19 protein-coding genes are annotated in these 17,365 nt (G+C 34.3%); 6 read left to right on the top strand and 13 right to left on the bottom strand.

Annotated elements, in window-relative coordinates:
- Window positions 1-9: 9 nt before the first annotated feature.
- The 3 genes from KCG49_RS03160 to KCG49_RS03150 are packed head-to-tail and all read right to left on the bottom strand — an operon-like array spanning window position 10 to window position 4,313.
- Window positions 10-1,047: a hypothetical protein gene (locus KCG49_RS03160; RefSeq protein WP_218544733.1), complete on the bottom strand. Its 1,038-nt coding sequence runs from the start codon at window positions 1,045-1,047 to the stop codon at window positions 10-12.
- Between the two features lie 50 nt (window positions 1,048-1,097).
- Window positions 1,098-1,757 (bottom strand): ABC transporter ATP-binding protein, encoded by a 660-nt coding sequence (locus KCG49_RS03155; RefSeq protein ID WP_218544732.1) that lies wholly within the window; start codon window positions 1,755-1,757, stop codon window positions 1,098-1,100.
- Between the two features lie 45 nt (window positions 1,758-1,802).
- On the bottom strand, window positions 1,803-4,313 hold the full coding sequence (locus KCG49_RS03150; RefSeq protein ID WP_218544731.1) for a DUF5916 domain-containing protein: 2,511 nt from the start codon (window positions 4,311-4,313) through the stop codon (window positions 1,803-1,805).
- 257 nt (window positions 4,314-4,570) lie between these two features.
- On the opposite strand from KCG49_RS03150, the gene KCG49_RS03145 reads away from it, so the two are divergent.
- Complete coding sequence (locus tag KCG49_RS03145; protein WP_218544730.1) at window positions 4,571-4,852, top strand: hypothetical protein; 282 nt, start codon at window positions 4,571-4,573, stop codon at window positions 4,850-4,852.
- Window positions 4,853-4,888: 36 nt separating this feature from the next.
- On the opposite strand, the gene KCG49_RS03140 is transcribed toward KCG49_RS03145, so the two are convergent.
- The 9 genes from KCG49_RS03140 to KCG49_RS03100 all read right to left on the bottom strand — a co-directional run bounded on the left by KCG49_RS03140 (window position 4,889) and on the right by KCG49_RS03100 (window position 13,507).
- Window positions 4,889-5,461, bottom strand: a complete 573-nt coding sequence (locus KCG49_RS03140) for a type 1 periplasmic binding fold superfamily protein (protein ID WP_218544729.1) — start codon at window positions 5,459-5,461, stop codon at window positions 4,889-4,891.
- Window positions 5,462-5,533: 72 nt separating this feature from the next.
- The gene (locus KCG49_RS03135) at window positions 5,534-7,933 is read right to left on the bottom strand and encodes a TonB-dependent receptor (RefSeq protein WP_218544728.1); all 2,400 of its coding nucleotides are present in this window, start codon (window positions 7,931-7,933) and stop codon (window positions 5,534-5,536) included.
- A 37-nt stretch (window positions 7,934-7,970) separates the two neighbouring features.
- Window positions 7,971-8,312, bottom strand: a complete 342-nt coding sequence (locus KCG49_RS03130) for a hypothetical protein (protein WP_218544727.1) — start codon at window positions 8,310-8,312, stop codon at window positions 7,971-7,973.
- On the bottom strand, window positions 8,309-8,803 hold the full coding sequence (locus tag KCG49_RS03125; RefSeq protein WP_218544726.1) for a DUF6787 family protein: 495 nt from the start codon (window positions 8,801-8,803) through the stop codon (window positions 8,309-8,311). Before KCG49_RS03125 ends, KCG49_RS03130 begins: the two co-directional genes overlap by 4 nt.
- A gap of 29 nt (window positions 8,804-8,832) precedes the next feature.
- On the bottom strand, window positions 8,833-9,270 hold the full coding sequence (locus KCG49_RS03120) for a DUF6146 family protein (RefSeq protein ID WP_218544725.1): 438 nt from the start codon (window positions 9,268-9,270) through the stop codon (window positions 8,833-8,835).
- Window positions 9,271-9,473: 203 nt separating this feature from the next.
- Window positions 9,474-10,109, bottom strand: a complete 636-nt coding sequence (locus tag KCG49_RS03115; RefSeq protein WP_218544724.1) for a DUF937 domain-containing protein — start codon at window positions 10,107-10,109, stop codon at window positions 9,474-9,476.
- A gap of 105 nt (window positions 10,110-10,214) precedes the next feature.
- Window positions 10,215-11,165 carry a D-2-hydroxyacid dehydrogenase gene (locus KCG49_RS03110; RefSeq protein ID WP_218544723.1) on the bottom strand — a complete coding sequence of 317 codons (951 nt, stop codon included), beginning with the start codon at window positions 11,163-11,165 and terminating at the stop codon, window positions 10,215-10,217.
- 105 nt (window positions 11,166-11,270) lie between these two features.
- Window positions 11,271-12,332, bottom strand: coding sequence for a 3-phosphoserine/phosphohydroxythreonine transaminase (serC, locus tag KCG49_RS03105; RefSeq protein ID WP_218544722.1), 1,062 nt, complete (start codon window positions 12,330-12,332; stop codon window positions 11,271-11,273).
- A 116-nt stretch (window positions 12,333-12,448) separates the two neighbouring features.
- Entirely contained in the window at window positions 12,449-13,507 is a 1,059-nt protein-coding gene (locus tag KCG49_RS03100; RefSeq protein ID WP_218544721.1) for an acyl-CoA reductase, read from the bottom strand.
- A 94-nt stretch (window positions 13,508-13,601) separates the two neighbouring features.
- Between KCG49_RS03100 and KCG49_RS03095 the strand changes: the two genes are divergently transcribed.
- A complete protein-coding gene (locus KCG49_RS03095) occupies window positions 13,602-13,955 on the top strand; it encodes a 4Fe-4S dicluster domain-containing protein (RefSeq protein WP_218544720.1) in 354 nt (117 codons plus the stop codon).
- Between the two features lie 74 nt (window positions 13,956-14,029).
- Here KCG49_RS03095 and KCG49_RS03090 read toward each other — a convergent pair whose 3' ends face one another.
- Window positions 14,030-14,986, bottom strand: a complete 957-nt coding sequence (locus KCG49_RS03090) for a helix-turn-helix transcriptional regulator (protein WP_218544891.1) — start codon at window positions 14,984-14,986, stop codon at window positions 14,030-14,032.
- Between the two features lie 76 nt (window positions 14,987-15,062).
- Here KCG49_RS03090 and KCG49_RS16400 point away from each other — a divergent pair, with 76 nt between their 5' ends.
- The 4 genes from KCG49_RS16400 (at window position 15,063) to ychF (ending at window position 17,350) form a co-directional block, all read left to right on the top strand.
- Window positions 15,063-15,185: a hypothetical protein gene (locus KCG49_RS16400; protein WP_256259840.1), complete on the top strand. Its 123-nt coding sequence runs from the start codon at window positions 15,063-15,065 to the stop codon at window positions 15,183-15,185.
- 115 nt (window positions 15,186-15,300) lie between these two features.
- A complete protein-coding gene (locus tag KCG49_RS03085; protein ID WP_218544719.1) occupies window positions 15,301-15,795 on the top strand; it encodes a DinB family protein in 495 nt (164 codons plus the stop codon).
- 10 nt (window positions 15,796-15,805) lie between these two features.
- A complete protein-coding gene (locus KCG49_RS03080; RefSeq protein WP_218544718.1) occupies window positions 15,806-16,039 on the top strand; it encodes a hypothetical protein in 234 nt (77 codons plus the stop codon).
- A 216-nt stretch (window positions 16,040-16,255) separates the two neighbouring features.
- Window positions 16,256-17,350 (top strand): redox-regulated ATPase YchF, encoded by a 1,095-nt coding sequence (ychF, locus tag KCG49_RS03075; RefSeq protein WP_218544890.1) that lies wholly within the window; start codon window positions 16,256-16,258, stop codon window positions 17,348-17,350.
- Window positions 17,351-17,365: the final 15 nt, after the last annotated feature.

Below are 17,365 nucleotides of genomic sequence, written 5' to 3'. Positions count from 1 at the left end.
ATATTGTAATTAAAACTTATATCCAAATTTAAACCCTAATGAGAAATTGAAATCATTACCTTCATTAATACCTTCTATATTATTTCGCCTAAAATCGTAATGACTATCCTCATCTAGAAGAAAATCTGTATCTGGGTTATAATTTCTGTTTGGGTTTTTAAGTGTTCTAATCCTTATGCCAAAACCAGAATATAAGTCTATGTAAAGTCTTTTGCCTATAGGATAGTTTAAACCGTATTTAATATTGAAAATATCAATTGATTTTTGAACTACTAAAGTTTCATCAACAGTATATCTTATATCGTCTATTTTTCTCGAAAACCTTATATCGTCATTAAATTGATATCTTAAAAAACGAGCTTCAACACCTATGTATTCATTAACCCGTGGGTTGTTTGATATACTAATTAAATTATAATATTTAAGTTCGTACCTAAAAGCTCTTCCTTTGTCTTCAACAAGCTGTAATTTTGGGTTTCTACCACTTCCCAATCTTTTTGTATAAACCGTACCGTATTCTGCACTGAAACTCATCTTGTTCGTAAAAAAATATTCTGCACCTATCGTTAACATGGGTTGTGAAAAAATATCTATAGCTTTTAGAGGTGTTGTGTATATAAAGACATCATTTTTTTTAAACAAAAGTGGCTTCTTTCTAGGCATATAAAACCTATTATTGATGCTATCAATATCAAAATATAAGTTTTTTTTATAAGTAAACCTTTTGTGATTGGTTAGATCTACTAAAAATCCAGCACCAAAAGTGTACGGTAAAAACAAATTTAATGCGATTGTACCAGAAGTTTTTTTGCGTAATGCAAAATTATTAGAAATACTGTCATTAGATACTATAAGCCTTAGTGAGTCTTTAGATCGTTTAGGGAAAATTTTAATGCTTTCATTCTTAACAAAATGCGTTTTTCCATTAAGACTAACCTTTGTGCCATGAGGTGCATGTATTTTTACTTTAGTTGTTTTTTTGTTTAAAACAGTGGCGCAGGAATTCAGCAACAAGAAAAGGCTAAGCAAAAAACATAGCTTACGCATAGTTGGCTTTTAGTTTAGATGCAAAATGTTGTAAAAGGTTGCGTATAAATTTATAGTATTTTACCATCTACCATGGTCAACTTTCGATCTGCCATTTCAGCGAGTTCTTGATTATGGGTAACGATTACAAAGGTTTGTTTAAACTCGTCTCTTAGTTTAAAAAACAAATTGTGAAGCTGTTCTGCGGACTCACTATCTAAATTTCCAGACGGTTCATCTGCAAAGATAATTTTTGGCTGATTTATCAAAGCCCTGGCCACTGCAACGCGTTGTTGTTCGCCACCAGACATACTATTGGGTTTGTGGTGTATACGTTCTTTGAGACCTAAATAATCTAACAATTCCTTGGCGTGTTTTTCGGCTTTAGATTTTGGTGTGTTACCAATAAAAGCAGGAATACAAACATTTTCTAAGGCTGTAAATTCTGGTAATAACTGATGAAACTGAAAGATAAAACCAATATATTTATTCCTGAATTTTGCTAAATCTTTATCATTTAAAGCTGTTATGGATTGGTCGTTGATAATGAGTTCTGTATGGGATTTAGAATCTGGTGTGTCTAAAGTGCCTAAAATTTGAAGAAGCGTTGTTTTGCCTGCTCCAGAAGCACCAACAATAGATATAACTTCACTTTCAGAAATGGTAATATCAACTCCCTTTAATACCCGAAGCGAACTGTAAGATTTATGAATGTTTTTAGCCTTAATCATATGGTTAGCGAAAATACTATTTTAATACGATTATTACATCATAATTTAAGGAACCGTATAAAATGGCCTCACATTATTTAACGTATTAACCTGTCTGCCTTTGGTCTTGTTCTTTTTTTTAAATAGAGACTTCACGTTATTAAAATCAATGAAATATTGTATGCGCAGAGAAAAAATATTTTGCATGGGCTCTCGAAATAATAAATCTAAACTTTCAGAAAAACCATCATCAGCATTTTCATCAAAATTAAAAATCTGATTTCTGTAAAGTGCTGTTAAAAAGCTTCCCGGTGCAAATTGCCATGAATAACTCAAATCCACGTTCCATGTGCTAAAGTTAATATTCGGATCTTCTTCAAGATTATCTAAATTAAACCCTGATTCTTTGGTTAAACGTCCGTTGTCCAATAAAGTAAACAATTCATAATCATAATTTACTGTGTCCCAATAGTGTCTAAACGTTAACCCCAAAGTATGAAACGGATTAAATGTATAGTTACCCGAAAGACTATTAGTAATGATTTGTCTGTTACGCTCGCCAAGAATAGGTTCGTCATCAATTTCGGTAGCATAACCACGGTCACCATTTCTAAAGTCGAAACTAAAACCGTAAATTAATAATAACTTATCAGAAACCCTGACACGAGGTTCGATTTCAAAATCATAACGGAATAAGTCTCGACCATCTTCAAAAAGCGTTGAAATGTTGGCGTTTCCGTCTATTGCAAAAACACGATTGTAGTTAGAGGATACCCAACCACCAGTGCTTACGAAATTTTCAAAAATAAAAGGACGTCCATCTCTGGATTCAAAAAAATCATATTGTTTACCAGGTTCAATATTTAAACGAAACCCATAGGCATCTAGTTTTTTGGTAAAAGCACGGTAACCACCTCCAAAGTTAAAACGCGAAAAAGTATCTGGATTTACCAATCTCCTGTAATTTGTAAAAAAGTTGAAGCGATAACTGTTTAATTTTCCTGAAGGTTCAAAGGTTTCATAAGATAAATCAGCCCCAAAATCGTTTCTATTATTTCTGAAGTTTAGACCAAGATCATTAATTTCATATTTAGTATCTGCAAATCTATGATCGAAACTATAGCGAAAATTGCCTGCCACTTTCCCAACAAACATAAAACTACTAAAGCCTGTCTCACTAGGTTCGTTTTGATAATTGACATTGCTCATCCGCAATTCAGTATCAAATCTAAAGGTGTTCTTTTTGTTAACAAGGTTGGCAACAAGTGCGGTGGCATTACCATCCCTAAATTCACCTTCACGTATTACATTGGTATTGATAAGGCTAATAGCAGAATTTCCACCAAATTGCTTGTCAACGACCAAAATATTGTAATTGGCAAAAGGTTCTACGATTTCTTGGCGAGACTCACCAGTATCTGTGTTTCTAATGGTTGCAAATGTTTTTTCAGTGATAGCGTTAAATATGCCAAGTCCCCAACCATTTTTGGTTCTTCCTGAAACTTTTACGGCGTTTAAAACTTTTACTTCATTTGGTACATCTGCCTCCTCATTTTCTGCCAATTCCAGTTCTCTGGCAGGTGCGCCTCCAACACGCCTCGAAAAGAATAGCCCTCCTTTTGAAAATAGATCAACTCCCTCCGTGAAAAACTGGCGTTGTTCAGCAAAAGTCTGTTCAAAAGGACCAAGATTGAGAACAAGATTATCAAAACCAGCTTGGCTGAAGTCTGGTATGAGTGTTGCGTCTAAAGTGAAATTATCAGTGATACCATACTTTACATCCATTCCCAAAGTCAATGATGTTTCCGTGTCCCCATCAAAATTATCGAGTATTGCAGTGGTGAAGGGATAAAAAATTAAGCGTGTTGGTGGCTTTAGACCACTAAGTCCATGAAGTTCTCCATGGTATAAACCAAAATTACCTTTTGTTGGGTCTACTGGACTCCATGTGTATTGTTCTCGGTTACGTCTAAATTGCCTGCTAAACTGTAAGCCCCAAATTGGGTTTTCCTCCTCAGCGAAGCGTAGGGTTCTATAGGGTATTTCAATCTCTACCGTCCAACCATCATCTTGTAGCTTTACAGCACTTTGCCAAACGGCATTCCAGCTAAAATCTTCACCTATACTTGGATTTGCTATGGCATCTGCTTGTTGCCCAGAACTAAATACGAAAAAATTTGTATCATTTTGCGAATCATTGTTGGGATTAATAATCACGGAGAAAAAGTCGGTCTGACCAAAATTATCACGATTTACCAATTGTTTCATTATAAGATTTGGATCGTCATAAAGATACGCTGCCACATATATTGCTTTGTCGTCATAAGTGATTTTTACTTCGGTGCGCTTGTTTTTTGGGAGAGTTTTACCAATTATAGGCCTAAACGAGATAAAGTCTGTTGCTATATCTGCATTTTGCCATACTTGTTCATCAAGAATGCCATCGATTTTTGGCTTTTTATCGGTACGCTTTATATTTAGTATTTTTTTATCAGCGGTATGTACAGTATTTTCCTGTGCTAGAGTAAAATTGTGTAAACAAAGAACAAGTAGTATAATTATAGAACGGATGTTCATAAGAAATGATTGATGATTACTTAAGTTCTTGCAATAAAGAAGGATTATTGAATAGTTGATGTACTTATAAAGTACAAATCTACATTCTCGCGTTGAGCATTGCTCTTAATTAAAAGTTAAAAAGATTTCAGGTATATAGGTGGATAGTAGACGAACTGTCAGCAATAGTGGTTTGGAATGCTTATTGCTTAACTCATTATACATAAATTGAAATTTCAGGATGCATCAAGGAGATTCTGAAATAAATTGAGGATTAAATGAAAAAATACCAAAAACTTATATTAAGTCTTTTGTTTGACGCTATTGGTTATGTGTCTTTTATTATACCGGGAATAGGCGAGTTTTCGGATATTGTATGGGCACCAGTATCGGCTTGGTTAATGACAAAGCTGTACAAAGGAAAAATGGGTAAAATTGCCGGTGTGGTTACTTTTGTTGAAGAAATTTTACCTGTAGCGGATGTTATACCAACATTTACAATAATGTGGTTGTATACTTATGTTTTTACTAAAAATACAATACAAAAAAAGGCTACTTGATAAAAGCAGCCTTTTATAAAACACTTGGTTGTTATTTTATTGAATACTTACTCCTGTAAATATGATGTTAACATCTGTAGAACCACCAGTTTGTGTCCCAAACTCGTTAGTGTCATCAACAGATTCTGACTCATGGAACAATTGTAAAGTAATACTACCTGTACTAGCTGTATTGGCTACCCATGTGGTTCTAAATCCAAGGTTGTTGCCATCAGGTCTAACGACGTCATTAGCAGATCTTGAGAACGTCATATCCAACCCATTAATAGCATATATAAAGAAGTGCTCATCTGGCTCGTCTACTGTAACTTCTTCAGTGATATCCTCATTTTCAATAGAGTTAAATAAGTCTACGGTTGCCGTGTAAGTAGCACCAGCAGTAAAAGGGCCACTAACGTTTTGTGTGGGCACAGTAGGTCCGTCATCACCATCAGGGTCAATACTTTCTATGGTAACCGTGTCGTTAGCGTCATTAATGTTAACAAATTCTAACGTAACATTAGTGATTACTTCTTCTTCATTAGGTTGTCCGCCATCGTCGTCGTCAGAGCACGATGCTAAAAGTGCTAAACCTAAAAATGCACTTGCAAATAATCGAGTGGTTTTCATAAAATTAAAATTTAAATAATTGATTTTCATTGTTTTAAAATTTGAGTTATTAATATTCATGTTTATTATAGTTTAAAAATTAAGTTGTAATTGTATTGTTATATTTCTTCCTAAATCATCTGCAAAAAACCGTAAGCGGTTGAGATAATTTCTGTATGATGTGTTGAGTATGTTGTTTACCCCAAGCGCAACATTTAAATCGGTAGTTTCGTTAAAACTAAAAGTAGCCTCACTGTAAAAATGAAATAGATTGTATGCAGGTGGAGGAGTGCTTACGTCTAAAAGAACAGTTTCTCCGGTAGTTGGGTTTACAGTTTCAAAATCAAAATCCGGAAATTCGTTCTGTTCGAAAACCCATTCCGATTTTAAACTCACTGAAAAATTATACCAATCATTGTTTGTATATGTTATACCGTTTAAAGTGCTAAATGCAGGTATGTCTATTAATGGTGAGTCCTCAGTAGTATCGTAACCTTTTATAAATGATGTCTTGTTAAGCCAGCTAAAATTCTGGGTAATATTATATTGAGATGAGACGTCTAATCCAAATAGCGTGGCATTGGTCTGTTCGTACTGCCATACAGGAAACGCACCTCTATTGCTTTGCTGAACACCGGAGGGTCTTAAATACATATAATCATTTACAACATTGTAAAATGTTTCGAAAACCCCATGAAATTTTGAATTTTGATAACTATAGGTTACCGAAAGCCTGTTGGCTATTTCTGGATTAAATCTTAAATCCCCCAATTCTATTCTTGCTGCAGAATGATGCAGACCGTCACTAAATAATTCAGCAGGGTTAGGCGGTCTACTTGCAAGGTTATAGTTAGCCAATAAATAGCTGGTTTCATTTATATTATAACGTATGCCAGTAGCTGCGGATATATTATGATAATTAAAAACAGGGTTTGTAAATACATCGGAACCAAAATCTCCAGGAATAACAAAATCCGCAAAATCTACATCATAACCACGTTCTTCCCAGCGTGTTCTTCTATAATACTTTTTAGCATCAACTCTGTTGAAGTCATAACGAATACCAGCATCTAGTAATACATTATCACTCAATTGCCATTCTGAAGTTACATAAGTACCAAAATCGTATTTTTGATAGTTAGGAATTAATCGCCTAACCCCCGTGTTTGGCGCATCGTTCTCTTGATAGCGTGTTAAAATCCCGAAGTTTATCTTTCTATCCAAGTTAGAATCTAAATTTACATCAGCTAGCAATGTGTGCGTTTGCAGAGTTAAATCCAAAGCAGCCCTTTCATTAAGTTCACCACGTCTAATATCAAACTCTAAACGGTTGTTATTTTGATAGTCGTATTGTAGGCTTACTTTACCAAAATTTTTAAAACGCTTATAATAATTTGTTTTTAATAGATGATGTTTAACTTTTTGCCTCGGGTTAGTAATATCATAATCAAAGTTCCTTATAATTGATGGTCTAGGTGAGTTTATAGCCGTAATTAGATCGTTAACATTACCAATATGTGAAGCACTTAAAATACCAATTTCATTATCGATAAAACTATAATATACTTCAAATCCAGATTCAAATTGTCTTTTTCCAGCTCTAACTGAAAAACTATGGGATTTAACACCGGTATTGTTGAGATTATAGTCGGGTGTTTCAAAATCACCATTTTGTTTTAAGGTTCCTTGAATACTTGCAAACCAACCAGACTTATAGTTTTTATATAATGACGATGTTAAATTGTATCCACGTCCATTGGTTTGTCCGCCAATGATAGTACGACCATAAAGTGTATCTCTGCGAATAATTCTATTAGGTTTAATTACAATAACTCCGCCAATAGCATCTCCACCATACGCTAATGCACCAGAGCCTTTAATAACAGAAATTTGACTAGCACTATTGATATCTATATTAGGCGCATGTTCTATTCCCCATTCCTGATCTTGAAGGCGTACGTTATTATTTAGAATTAATAATCTACTACTGTGCAAACCGTTAATCATTGGTTTTACAATGGTATTTCCTGTATTGATTGATGATACACCAGATACTTCTTTTAAGGCATCACCAAGGCTTAATGATGAATACCTTCGTAAGGTATTTGATTTTATAACTGTTTCTTGAGCAGTTTTTGTTTCCTTTCTAGATGCATTAGTAGAAACAGAAACCTCATCGAGTTCCTCTACATGATGTTCAATCAAGATTTTTTTAAAAGTATCTCCATCAACATCATAACTTACAGTTTTGGTTTCGCAACCCACATGAGATATGGTTAACGTTAGGGTACCAGAACATAGACTTTCAATTTTGAATTTACCATCAAAATCCGAAATTAAATACTTATCAAGTTCTTTGATGAATATTGTAGCGGATTCAATTGGTGATCCATCATGAAAATCATTTAATTCTCCTAAAAAAGTATAGCTGCAATCTTGGCTGTAACCATAGCAAGAATATGCCATAATTAGACCAATAATTAATCGTGTCATTTAAATCATTTCGTTAATAAAAATAGTGCATATGAGACTATACTAACGATGGTGGCCCTCTAAGGTGCCTAGTTAAATGCTGATGATTATTTAAAGAAATATAATATGATAATGATTGTGACGCACATAAAAATGAAAAACTTTCGTCGTAATCATAAACTAAAAAGTATTGATTTTTTGTAAGCTTAAATTTATAGAAATCGCAATCTAAATCGGTCTCGTGGAAATGGGTGTATCCATTATTGTCATTCTTACAAACCTCATGCTTGTGATGATTAAGCGCATGTAGCAATTTTACAGCAGAAGGCATTAAGACCACTAGCGTTAACACTATGGCCATAACCCTTAAAAATGACGTTATGATTGTTTTTGTTTTCAATCTACAAATCGCTTTAGACCAAATCGTCTTAGCATTTTCTTTTCAAATTCCCAGAAAAATCTAAACTGACCAAAAAGCCACCCAAATGTTACCAATAGAATTTGATAGAAAATTAGTCCAATGATAATAAATAATATCCAATATAGAGTAGGATTTAAGTTTTCTTTAGTTATTCCGATAAGTTTCATAATTGGCCTTCCGACATAAAGCGAAGAAGACCCTGTTACAGCAAATACCATAAACACACGGATCATTTCCCATCTGTAGTCTAGAATCCATTTGTTTTCTAGTTTTTTGAAAACAAAAAGTGTGAGTTTAAGCAGTAAAAAAAACACTACGATTGAAGCAAAAATCACAAACACTATTGCATAGTTTTTAAAAAAGGCACTCGCAATTTTATATGCAGAATATCCTAAAATAAGCAAACCTAAAAAGGGAAATAACAACTGCCAATTGTGTTGTATTTCCCAATGTGTTTTAAATTTCTCCATAGCACTTTTTAAAGTGCTGCAAATTTACATTAAATTCTTGGAACAAATGATGTTAATCGCTGGTTGTATTTTAGTTGAAAATACACAAAGTAATTATATAGTTTATAGTTTACATCGTACCCATAATCAGTACGTGTATCATAGTCTATACGTAGTTCATAAAGATTTGGATCGTAAACGCTAGGTTGCATATTTCTTTGATTCCATGATTGTACTAAAAGTACATTTCTAGCTTCTAGCCATTGTTGAGAGTAATGTCCCCTGGGTCTAGCAGTACCAACTAGCCAAGCATTAAAGCCAGGTTCAATAATAATAATTTCGTAATCTGTTTCGTCACTACTAATTGAAACGGTATCATTATCAACTAGATTACTGTCGTTTCCATTATTTATGGTCTGATTACTGTTGTAAGATTTGCAACTTGCAATTAAGGCGATAAGAATAAGAATGGGTATAACCTTTTTCATAATTTTAAAGATATTAAAAATTTGTGAGTATTGTTTTTATTCAATTTGAATTTAACATTACAAACATCAGTAATATCTAGCCCATTTTAAACCATAAATTAGTAATCATAATTATAGGGTTAGTAAATGGGTGCTTTCGGCAAGTTTGAAACAAAAAAAGCAGTTTTAAAAATAACTGCTTTTTATACGTAATAGGGTAAACTTTATTTTCCGAATAAGCCTCCTAGAAGCCCACCAAGTCCGCCTTTTTTATTTGATCCGCCTAATATCATGCCAGCAACATCATCAACAACGCTTCCGTCACCATCAGCATCCAATATTTTTTCTAAGAAACTTTGTTCTTGTTTTGTGTCGTTTCCACCTAGTAATCCACCAAGTAATCCTCCCAAGTCACTTTGAGAAGATACGTTTTTTTCACGAGCTTGTTTTCCTAAAACACCCATTAGTATTGGTGCGGCTACCTTTAAGATGTTAGCAACGGAACCCATATCCAAGCCCGATTTTTCACCTATAACTTTTTCGACACCTTGACGTCTTTGACCTAACACATGGCCAAGAATCTTATCTCCATCAGTTTTTACTTCTTCATCAACTCCTCCGCCAAATAAACCACCTAGATTGTCTAAAATACTTCCGTCATGTTTGTTGCTTAGAGCTCCCATAAGTCCTTGCGCACCTTCAGGAGTAGAAGCATTACGTTCCATAGCTTTCATTAGTACTGGCAGAGCCATTGTTAGCACACTGCTTGTTTTGCTTTGGTCTGTTCCTGTAGAACCTGAAACACCATTTACTATGGTCTTTCCTAAGTCGCTGTTTAATAAGTCTAAAATTCCTTCCATTTCGTTATATAATAATTAGGGATTAATAATTTCTTCCTATAAGATACAAAAAAAGTCCTTATAGTTAATAGGACTCATTTTGTTTATTTAGGTCACATTTATTAATTAACCAAGGATTTTAATAATCTGCTGTGCCAGTTCCGTGCCAATTCTATCTTGTGCTTCATTGGTCGCAGCGCCTGTATGAGGTGTTAAGGACAATGCAGGATTCATTAATAATTGCACTTCAGGCTTCGGTTCTTTTTCAAAAACATCTAATGCAGCTCTTGCAACCTTACCGCTTTCGATAGCTTTTACAAGTGCTACTTCATTAACCACGCCACCTCGAGCTGCATTAGCTATGATGACTCCATCTTTCATTTGGCCAAACTCTTTTTCATCAATTACATAATCCTTTTGGGCCGGTACATGTAGTGTTAAAAAATCAGCTTGTTTTAAAACGTCTTCTTTTGAGATGGTTTCAATTTCAAAATTTACTTTTTGTCCATCAAAAAACTCTAATTCAAGATTTGCCTTTTCCATAAATGGATCGTAGGCTAAAACTTTCATTCCAGCTCCAATAGCAACCTTAGCTGTAGCTTGACCGATACGTCCAAATCCAAGGACACCAAGTGTTTTGCCTTTTAACTCTGTACCTTTAGCATAGGCTTTCTTTAAACCTTTAAAGTTAGCATCTCCTTCTAAGGGCATATCGCGGTTAGAATTGTGTAAAAAACGTGCCAAGCCATAGAAATGACCAAACACCAATTCTGCAACCGAATGTGACGATGCTGCCGGTGTGTTGATAACATGTAAACCTTTGCTGCGTGCATATTCTACATCGATATTATCCATCCCAACACCACCACGACCAATAACTTTAAGGCTAGGGCAATTGTCAATGATGTTCTTTCTAACTTTTGTTGCGCTTCTTACCAATAGAACAGAAATCTCATTGTCATTGATATAGTTTTCTAATTGCTCTTGTGCAACTGTTGTTGTGATAACTTCATATCCAGCAGCTTCTAATGCTTTAATTCCACTTTGTGAAACTCCGTCGTTTGCTAATACTTTCATTGAAAATTTTAATTTTCATTTCCGTTGAAACGGAAATCTTTTGTTTATGATTTTTTAGCTTGAGTAAACACTGCAAATTGCAATTGATTACTACAAACTTATTTTTTATGCTTTACTCTCTAAATCGCTCATCACTTCAACCAACACCTTTACACTATCTAAAGACAAGGCATTGTACATAGATGCTCTGTAACCACCAACACTTCTATGACCGTTTAAGCCATTGATACCAGCTTCCTTCCACATGGCATCAAAAGTTTCCTTAAGATTTTCGTTTTCTAAGGTGAAAGTGGCATTCATGTTAGAACGATCTTCTTTTACGGAATAACCTTTAAATAATGGGTTTAAATCTATTTCAGAATAAATTAATCGTGCTTTCTTTTCATTTTCCTCTTCAATAGCTTTAATACCACCTAAGTCTTTTAGCCATTGCATGGTTAGCATCGATACATATACTGCAAATACTGGTGGTGTGTTAAACATACTGCCTTTACCGATGTGTACTTTATAGTCCATCATTGATGGAATTTTACGAGATACTTTTCCCAATATATCTTCCTTAACGATAACTAGAGTAGTACCAGCTGGCCCCATATTTTTTTGAGCTCCAGCATAAATAAGATCAAATTGTGTAAAATCTAACTGACGCGAAAAAATATCACTGCTCATATCACATACCATCGGAATTGGCGATTCTGGAAAACGCTTCATTTGTGTTCCGAAAATGGTATTGTTAGATGTACAGTGAAAATAATCGTAATCCTCAGAAATATCGTATCCCTTAGGGATATAGTTGAAGTTGGCACTTTTTGAAGATGCTACTTCGTAAATATCATCATAAATTTTAGCTTCTTTAATGGCTTTATCACTCCAGGTTCCTGTATTTAAATAACCCGCTCTTTTTTCCAAAAGGTTTAAAGCCACCATTAAAAACTGTGTGCTTGCTCCTCCTTGTAGAAATAAGGCTTTATAACCTTTACCTTCTAAGCCTAGCAGCTCTAAAGCTAATGCTCTGGCATTTTCCATCACATCAACAAATGGTTTGCTACGATGCGAAATCTCTATAAGTGATAAGCCTTGGTCAAAATCCAAAAGGGCTTCAGAGGCTTTTTGCATTACTGATTTTGGTAGTACACAAGGCCCTGCGCTAAAATTATGTTTTTTCATTTTATCCTGAATTTATTTCAGGATCTCATAAAAAACCCTGAACAGTCATTTTTTAAACAGCTACAAAGGTGCTAATTAATTGGTGATTAAACATTAATAAATTGATAATTTTTAGGTCAAATTTTTAACAAGAAATCAACAGTATCTACATTATCTGCATAATCCCAAAGTTGTGGCTTTTGGGTTTCGCCAAAGGCAATTTCATTTTCTGAAAGATTATGAGCCACTACACATTGTATTTTATCATCATCTGCTTTTAGTTTCTGCTCTAAAGCTTCTATTGAATTATAGGTTTCATAAAATATCGTGGCAATAGGCGAGGCATAGCTTTGATCTTCTTTTACCATTAAAAAACCATTTTCAAGCATTTCAAACTCGCTCATTAAATAAACAGCTTTGTTATAGTCGTAATTGTTGGCATATTTGGCTTGATGTATAATAGGATGCCATTTGTAGACAGCACTAAAAAAAGCATCAAAATTATAGCTTTCTGGTACAAATAGTTTTGATACATTTCTACAGCCCAGGCCATAATATCTAAAAATATCTTCGGATAAAGCTTCGAGTTGTTCAGGAGTTTCATCACCAGTTAGTACAGCCACCGAATTTCGGTTCTTTCTTATTATAGATGGTTTGTCTTTAAAATAATATTCAAAATAGCGTGCTGTATTATCGCTGCCAGTGGCTATCACGGCATCAAAACCTTCGAGCTTTTCTTCAGTGAATGTAATCTTTCCTTTAAACCCTGGCTCAACAACTTCTAAATACTTTGCTAAAAAGGGGAGAAGGTGCTTATCGTTTGAGGATTGTTTTACTAAAACCTTATGACCCGAAATGAGCACAGATAGAAAATCATGAAAACCAACCAGAGGAATATTACCAGCCATGATTATGGCTATTTTCTGAGGATTTAAACTATTGAAGTTATACTTTTTAACCCACTTGTTAATAGTTCTATCTGCCAGTGCTTTATGCCAAGACTCTAAACTAAAAAGTATATTGTTTTCTGTAAACCAGCCATTATGTGCTTTTGCCAATTTAATTTGATGCTTAAATCCATCAAAAAACAAATCATTGGCCTCTATGTCATTTTTTTTAGTAATACCATCTGTAGTAAACTGACCTAAAAAAGTGCCTAATTTTATAAAAGCGTTAATTCTTTGTTGTAAATCCATTCCCTATTTGGTAAAACGCCAATTTGGCTCTATTTTTGTAATCCTATCTGCCAATAGGCAGGTGCAAAATTAAGCAATAAAAAGAAGAATTACTATGGCAATTATAATCACAGACGAATGTATTAATTGTGGAGCTTGTGAGCCAGAATGCCCAAATACTGCCATTTACGAAGGTGCTGACGATTGGCGTTATGCCGATGGTACCAGTTTAAAAGGAAAAGTAGTTTTGCCTAATGGTAAAGAAGTTGACGCAGACGAAACACAAAAACCTATAAGCGATGAAGTTTATTATATCGCACCAGACAAATGTACCGAATGTATGGGCTTTCATGAAGAGCCACAGTGCGCAGCAGTCTGCCCTGTAGATTGTTGTGTCCCAGACGAAGATGTTGTAGAAACCGAAGAAGAGTTATTGGGTAAACAACGCTTTATGCATCCTGAGGATTAGACACTAAACATCATTTAGACATATAAACCCTAAGCTTTTGCTTGGGATTTTTTTTAACAACTAAGCTAAATAAATTAAAGTCTTTCAATCGCTTTCTTTAAAATGTTTTTGATGTACAGTTTTAAGCTTTCTGGCTCAATAACCTCAGCATAATCTGCAAAAGTAATATACCATCTCGAAAACCAATCCTTGACATTGGTAGTCATAAATGTCATTTCTACTTGCTTATCTAGCGTTTTTTTAGAAACAAATCCATGTGCTTCTTTTGAGTTGTTTATATATCTAACTACAGATTTATCAACACGAATAACAACTTTAGTCTTCTCTATAGTATTGGTCTTATTTAAATAATTTTCTATACTTCCATGAGTTTTGGTAAATGGGATATATGTTCTTTTGATATCAAGCATTCTATCGGTTCTAAATTGACGATAGTCTTCTCTGTAATGACAATAACCATATAAATACCAATTATTTTTTTCGTGATACAGTCCAACGGGTTCAACAAAACGTTCCGATGGATATTCACTTTGCATGGAATGATATTTTAAAAAGAACTGCTTACTTTCAGCAATACTTTCAAAAAGAATTTCTAAAGCATTAGGTAGGTTCTGGTTAAACAGTTTCTGAGTAGAATTCACTGTAATTTGAGAATCTAAAGCAGAAATCCAATCTTTTTCACGACCTCTTAAAACTGATTTTATCTTTAGCATTGCAGATTCGTGATAATTTCCAAGTGATTTATCTACGTACTTTTGCATCAGTTTTTCGGCAGCAACAAAACTACTGGCTTCTTCTCGCGTAAACATAACAGGTGGTAAACGATAACCTTCCATTATAGAATAGCCAACACCAGTTTCACTGATAATAGGCACTCCAGATGCTTCTAATGTTCTTACATCTCTGTAAATGGTTCGTAAACTCACATTAAATCTATCGGCTAATTCTTGAGCCTTGATAATGCGTTTAGATTGTAATTGTATTAGTATGGAAACAATACGGTCGAATCGTTTAATAGTGTCTGTACTCATAATGGCATAGCATATCTCCCAAAGATAGGACTTCAAATAAAAGTGTGATTTGAAATAGGTTTTTAATTTAATCATAATGACTCATCCATTAGAAGAACCTTGGTCTTTAAGTGATGCTCTCAATTATTTCATAAAGAAAGACCATAATGATGACAACCTATTGTCAGTAGTTAACAAGCTTCACTTAATTATTACGTAACATATTGATATGAAGTAATTTAAAATTTATTTGATTATTCATAATCACTACTGACATAAGGCTGTCACAACCAGTAAATACATTTGCAGTAATACTAATTTTAAAATTAATGAATATGGAAACTACAACAAACCGAACTTACCCACAAATCATTAGCCCGTCATCACTTCTAGAGCATTGGCAAGGTCATAGACGTGTAACCCGACGTGTTATAGAAGCCTTTCCTGAAGATGCTTTTTTTAATCATACCATTGGAGGTATGCGTGCTTTTTCTAAAATGGTTATGGAGCTTTTAGCTATTGCAGAACCAGGACTTAAAGAAATTGTAAATGGCAAACCCGAAGTTTTTGATGAAGAATTTAAGCATGATAATACTAAAGCTACATTTCTAAAACTATGGGACGATTCTACAGAAGCTATAAACACTTATTGGACACAAATTAAGCTAGAGCAATTTCAGGAAACAGTGACTTTGTTTGGACAGTATGAAGGAACTGTTTATTCACAGATTTTATACTTTATTGATAATGAGATTCATCATAGGGCTCAAGCTTATGTGTATTTGCGATCTTTGGGTATAGAGCCACCATTGTTTTATGTACGCGATTAATAAATTACAGATGAGATCACAATTAAACAATACGGTATTAGTCTTTAAGACTTCAGTTGAAAATAATAAGGATATTAGTAGGTTACAACCAATTTTAAATACAGTAATGACCAAAAATGATTTTTGGAATTTTGATCTAGAAGACTGTGATAATATCCTTAGAATAGAAACAAACCATCTACAGCCAGAATCTGTTTTGGGATTATTAGGTATGCATGGATTTTATTGTGAAGAACTTCGCTAAACATACTCTTATTTAGATAAACCCAAGGTTATTAGCTTTGGGTTTTTTGTAAATATAATATTGACTAGATATTATAATAAGCCATTAAGTAAAATAACAAATCACATTCAATTTTTTCAAAAACCTTTTAGCTTAAATTATTCAGCAAATTAACTACATTTGCACTCGCAAAAAAGTCTAATTAAAATGAGATTCCTGCTTTCGCAGGAAATAAATATGAAAGCTGGAATTGTAGGATTACCAAACGTAGGAAAATCAACCTTATTTAACTGTTTATCTAATGCCAAAGCGCAAAGTGCCAACTTTCCGTTTTGTACCATAGAACCTAATATTGGTGTGGTAAATGTACCAGATCCAAGATTGGCTAAGCTAGAAGAATTGGTCAATCCAGAGAAAGTGATTCCTGCAACGGTAGAGATTGTTGATATTGCTGGTTTGGTAAAAGGTGCGAGTAAGGGTGAAGGTTTAGGGAATCAGTTCTTGGCCAATATAAGGGAAACCGATGCAATTCTGCATGTCTTGCGTTGTTTTGACAATGACAACATTGTCCATGTAGATGGTTCTATAGATCCGATTAGGGACAAGGAAACCATCGATATGGAATTGCAGTTAAAAGACTTGGAAACGGCAGAGAAGAAATTAGACAAAGTGAAGCGTGCTGCAAAAACAGGTAATAAGGAAGCGCAGAAGGAAGCGTCTGTTTTACTTAAGATTAAAGAAGGTTTAGAATCTGGGGTTTCTGTTAGGGCTTTAGAATTTTCGGATGAAGATTATGCAGAATATGTAAAACCATCACAATTTATTACCGATAAGCCTGTAATGTATGTGTGCAATGTTGATGAAAGTGCAGCTACAACGGGTAATGCTTATGTAGAAAAAGTAAAAGATTCCGTTAAGGACGAAAACGCAGAAGTATTGGTTTTAGCCGTAGGAACAGAAGCAGATATTAATGAATTGGATGATTATGAAGAACGCCAAATGTTTCTTCAAGATATAGGTTTAGAAGAACCAGGTTCCGCAAAGCTTATTCGTTCGGCTTACAAGCTTTTAAATCAACAAACCTATTTTACAGCTGGCGTAAAAGAAGTAAGGGCTTGGACCGTTACTATTGGAGCAACGGCTCCACAAGCGGCAGGAGTGATTCATACTGATTTTGAAAAAGGCTTCATTAGAGCAGAAGTGATAGGTTACGACGACTATGTGCAATACGGCAGCGAAAGCAAAGTTAAAGAAGCTGGTAAAATGCGTGTTGAAGGAAAGAACTATATAGTAAAGGATGGTGATGTAATGCATTTCTTGTTCAACGTGTAAATACTTTTAAAATAT

This window comes from Winogradskyella luteola (assembly GCF_019203985.1).
Lineage (GTDB): Bacteria > Bacteroidota > Bacteroidia > Flavobacteriales > Flavobacteriaceae > Winogradskyella > Winogradskyella luteola.
Note: the sequence above shows the minus strand (reverse complement) of the source record. Positions and strands in the feature narration are given on the sequence as shown.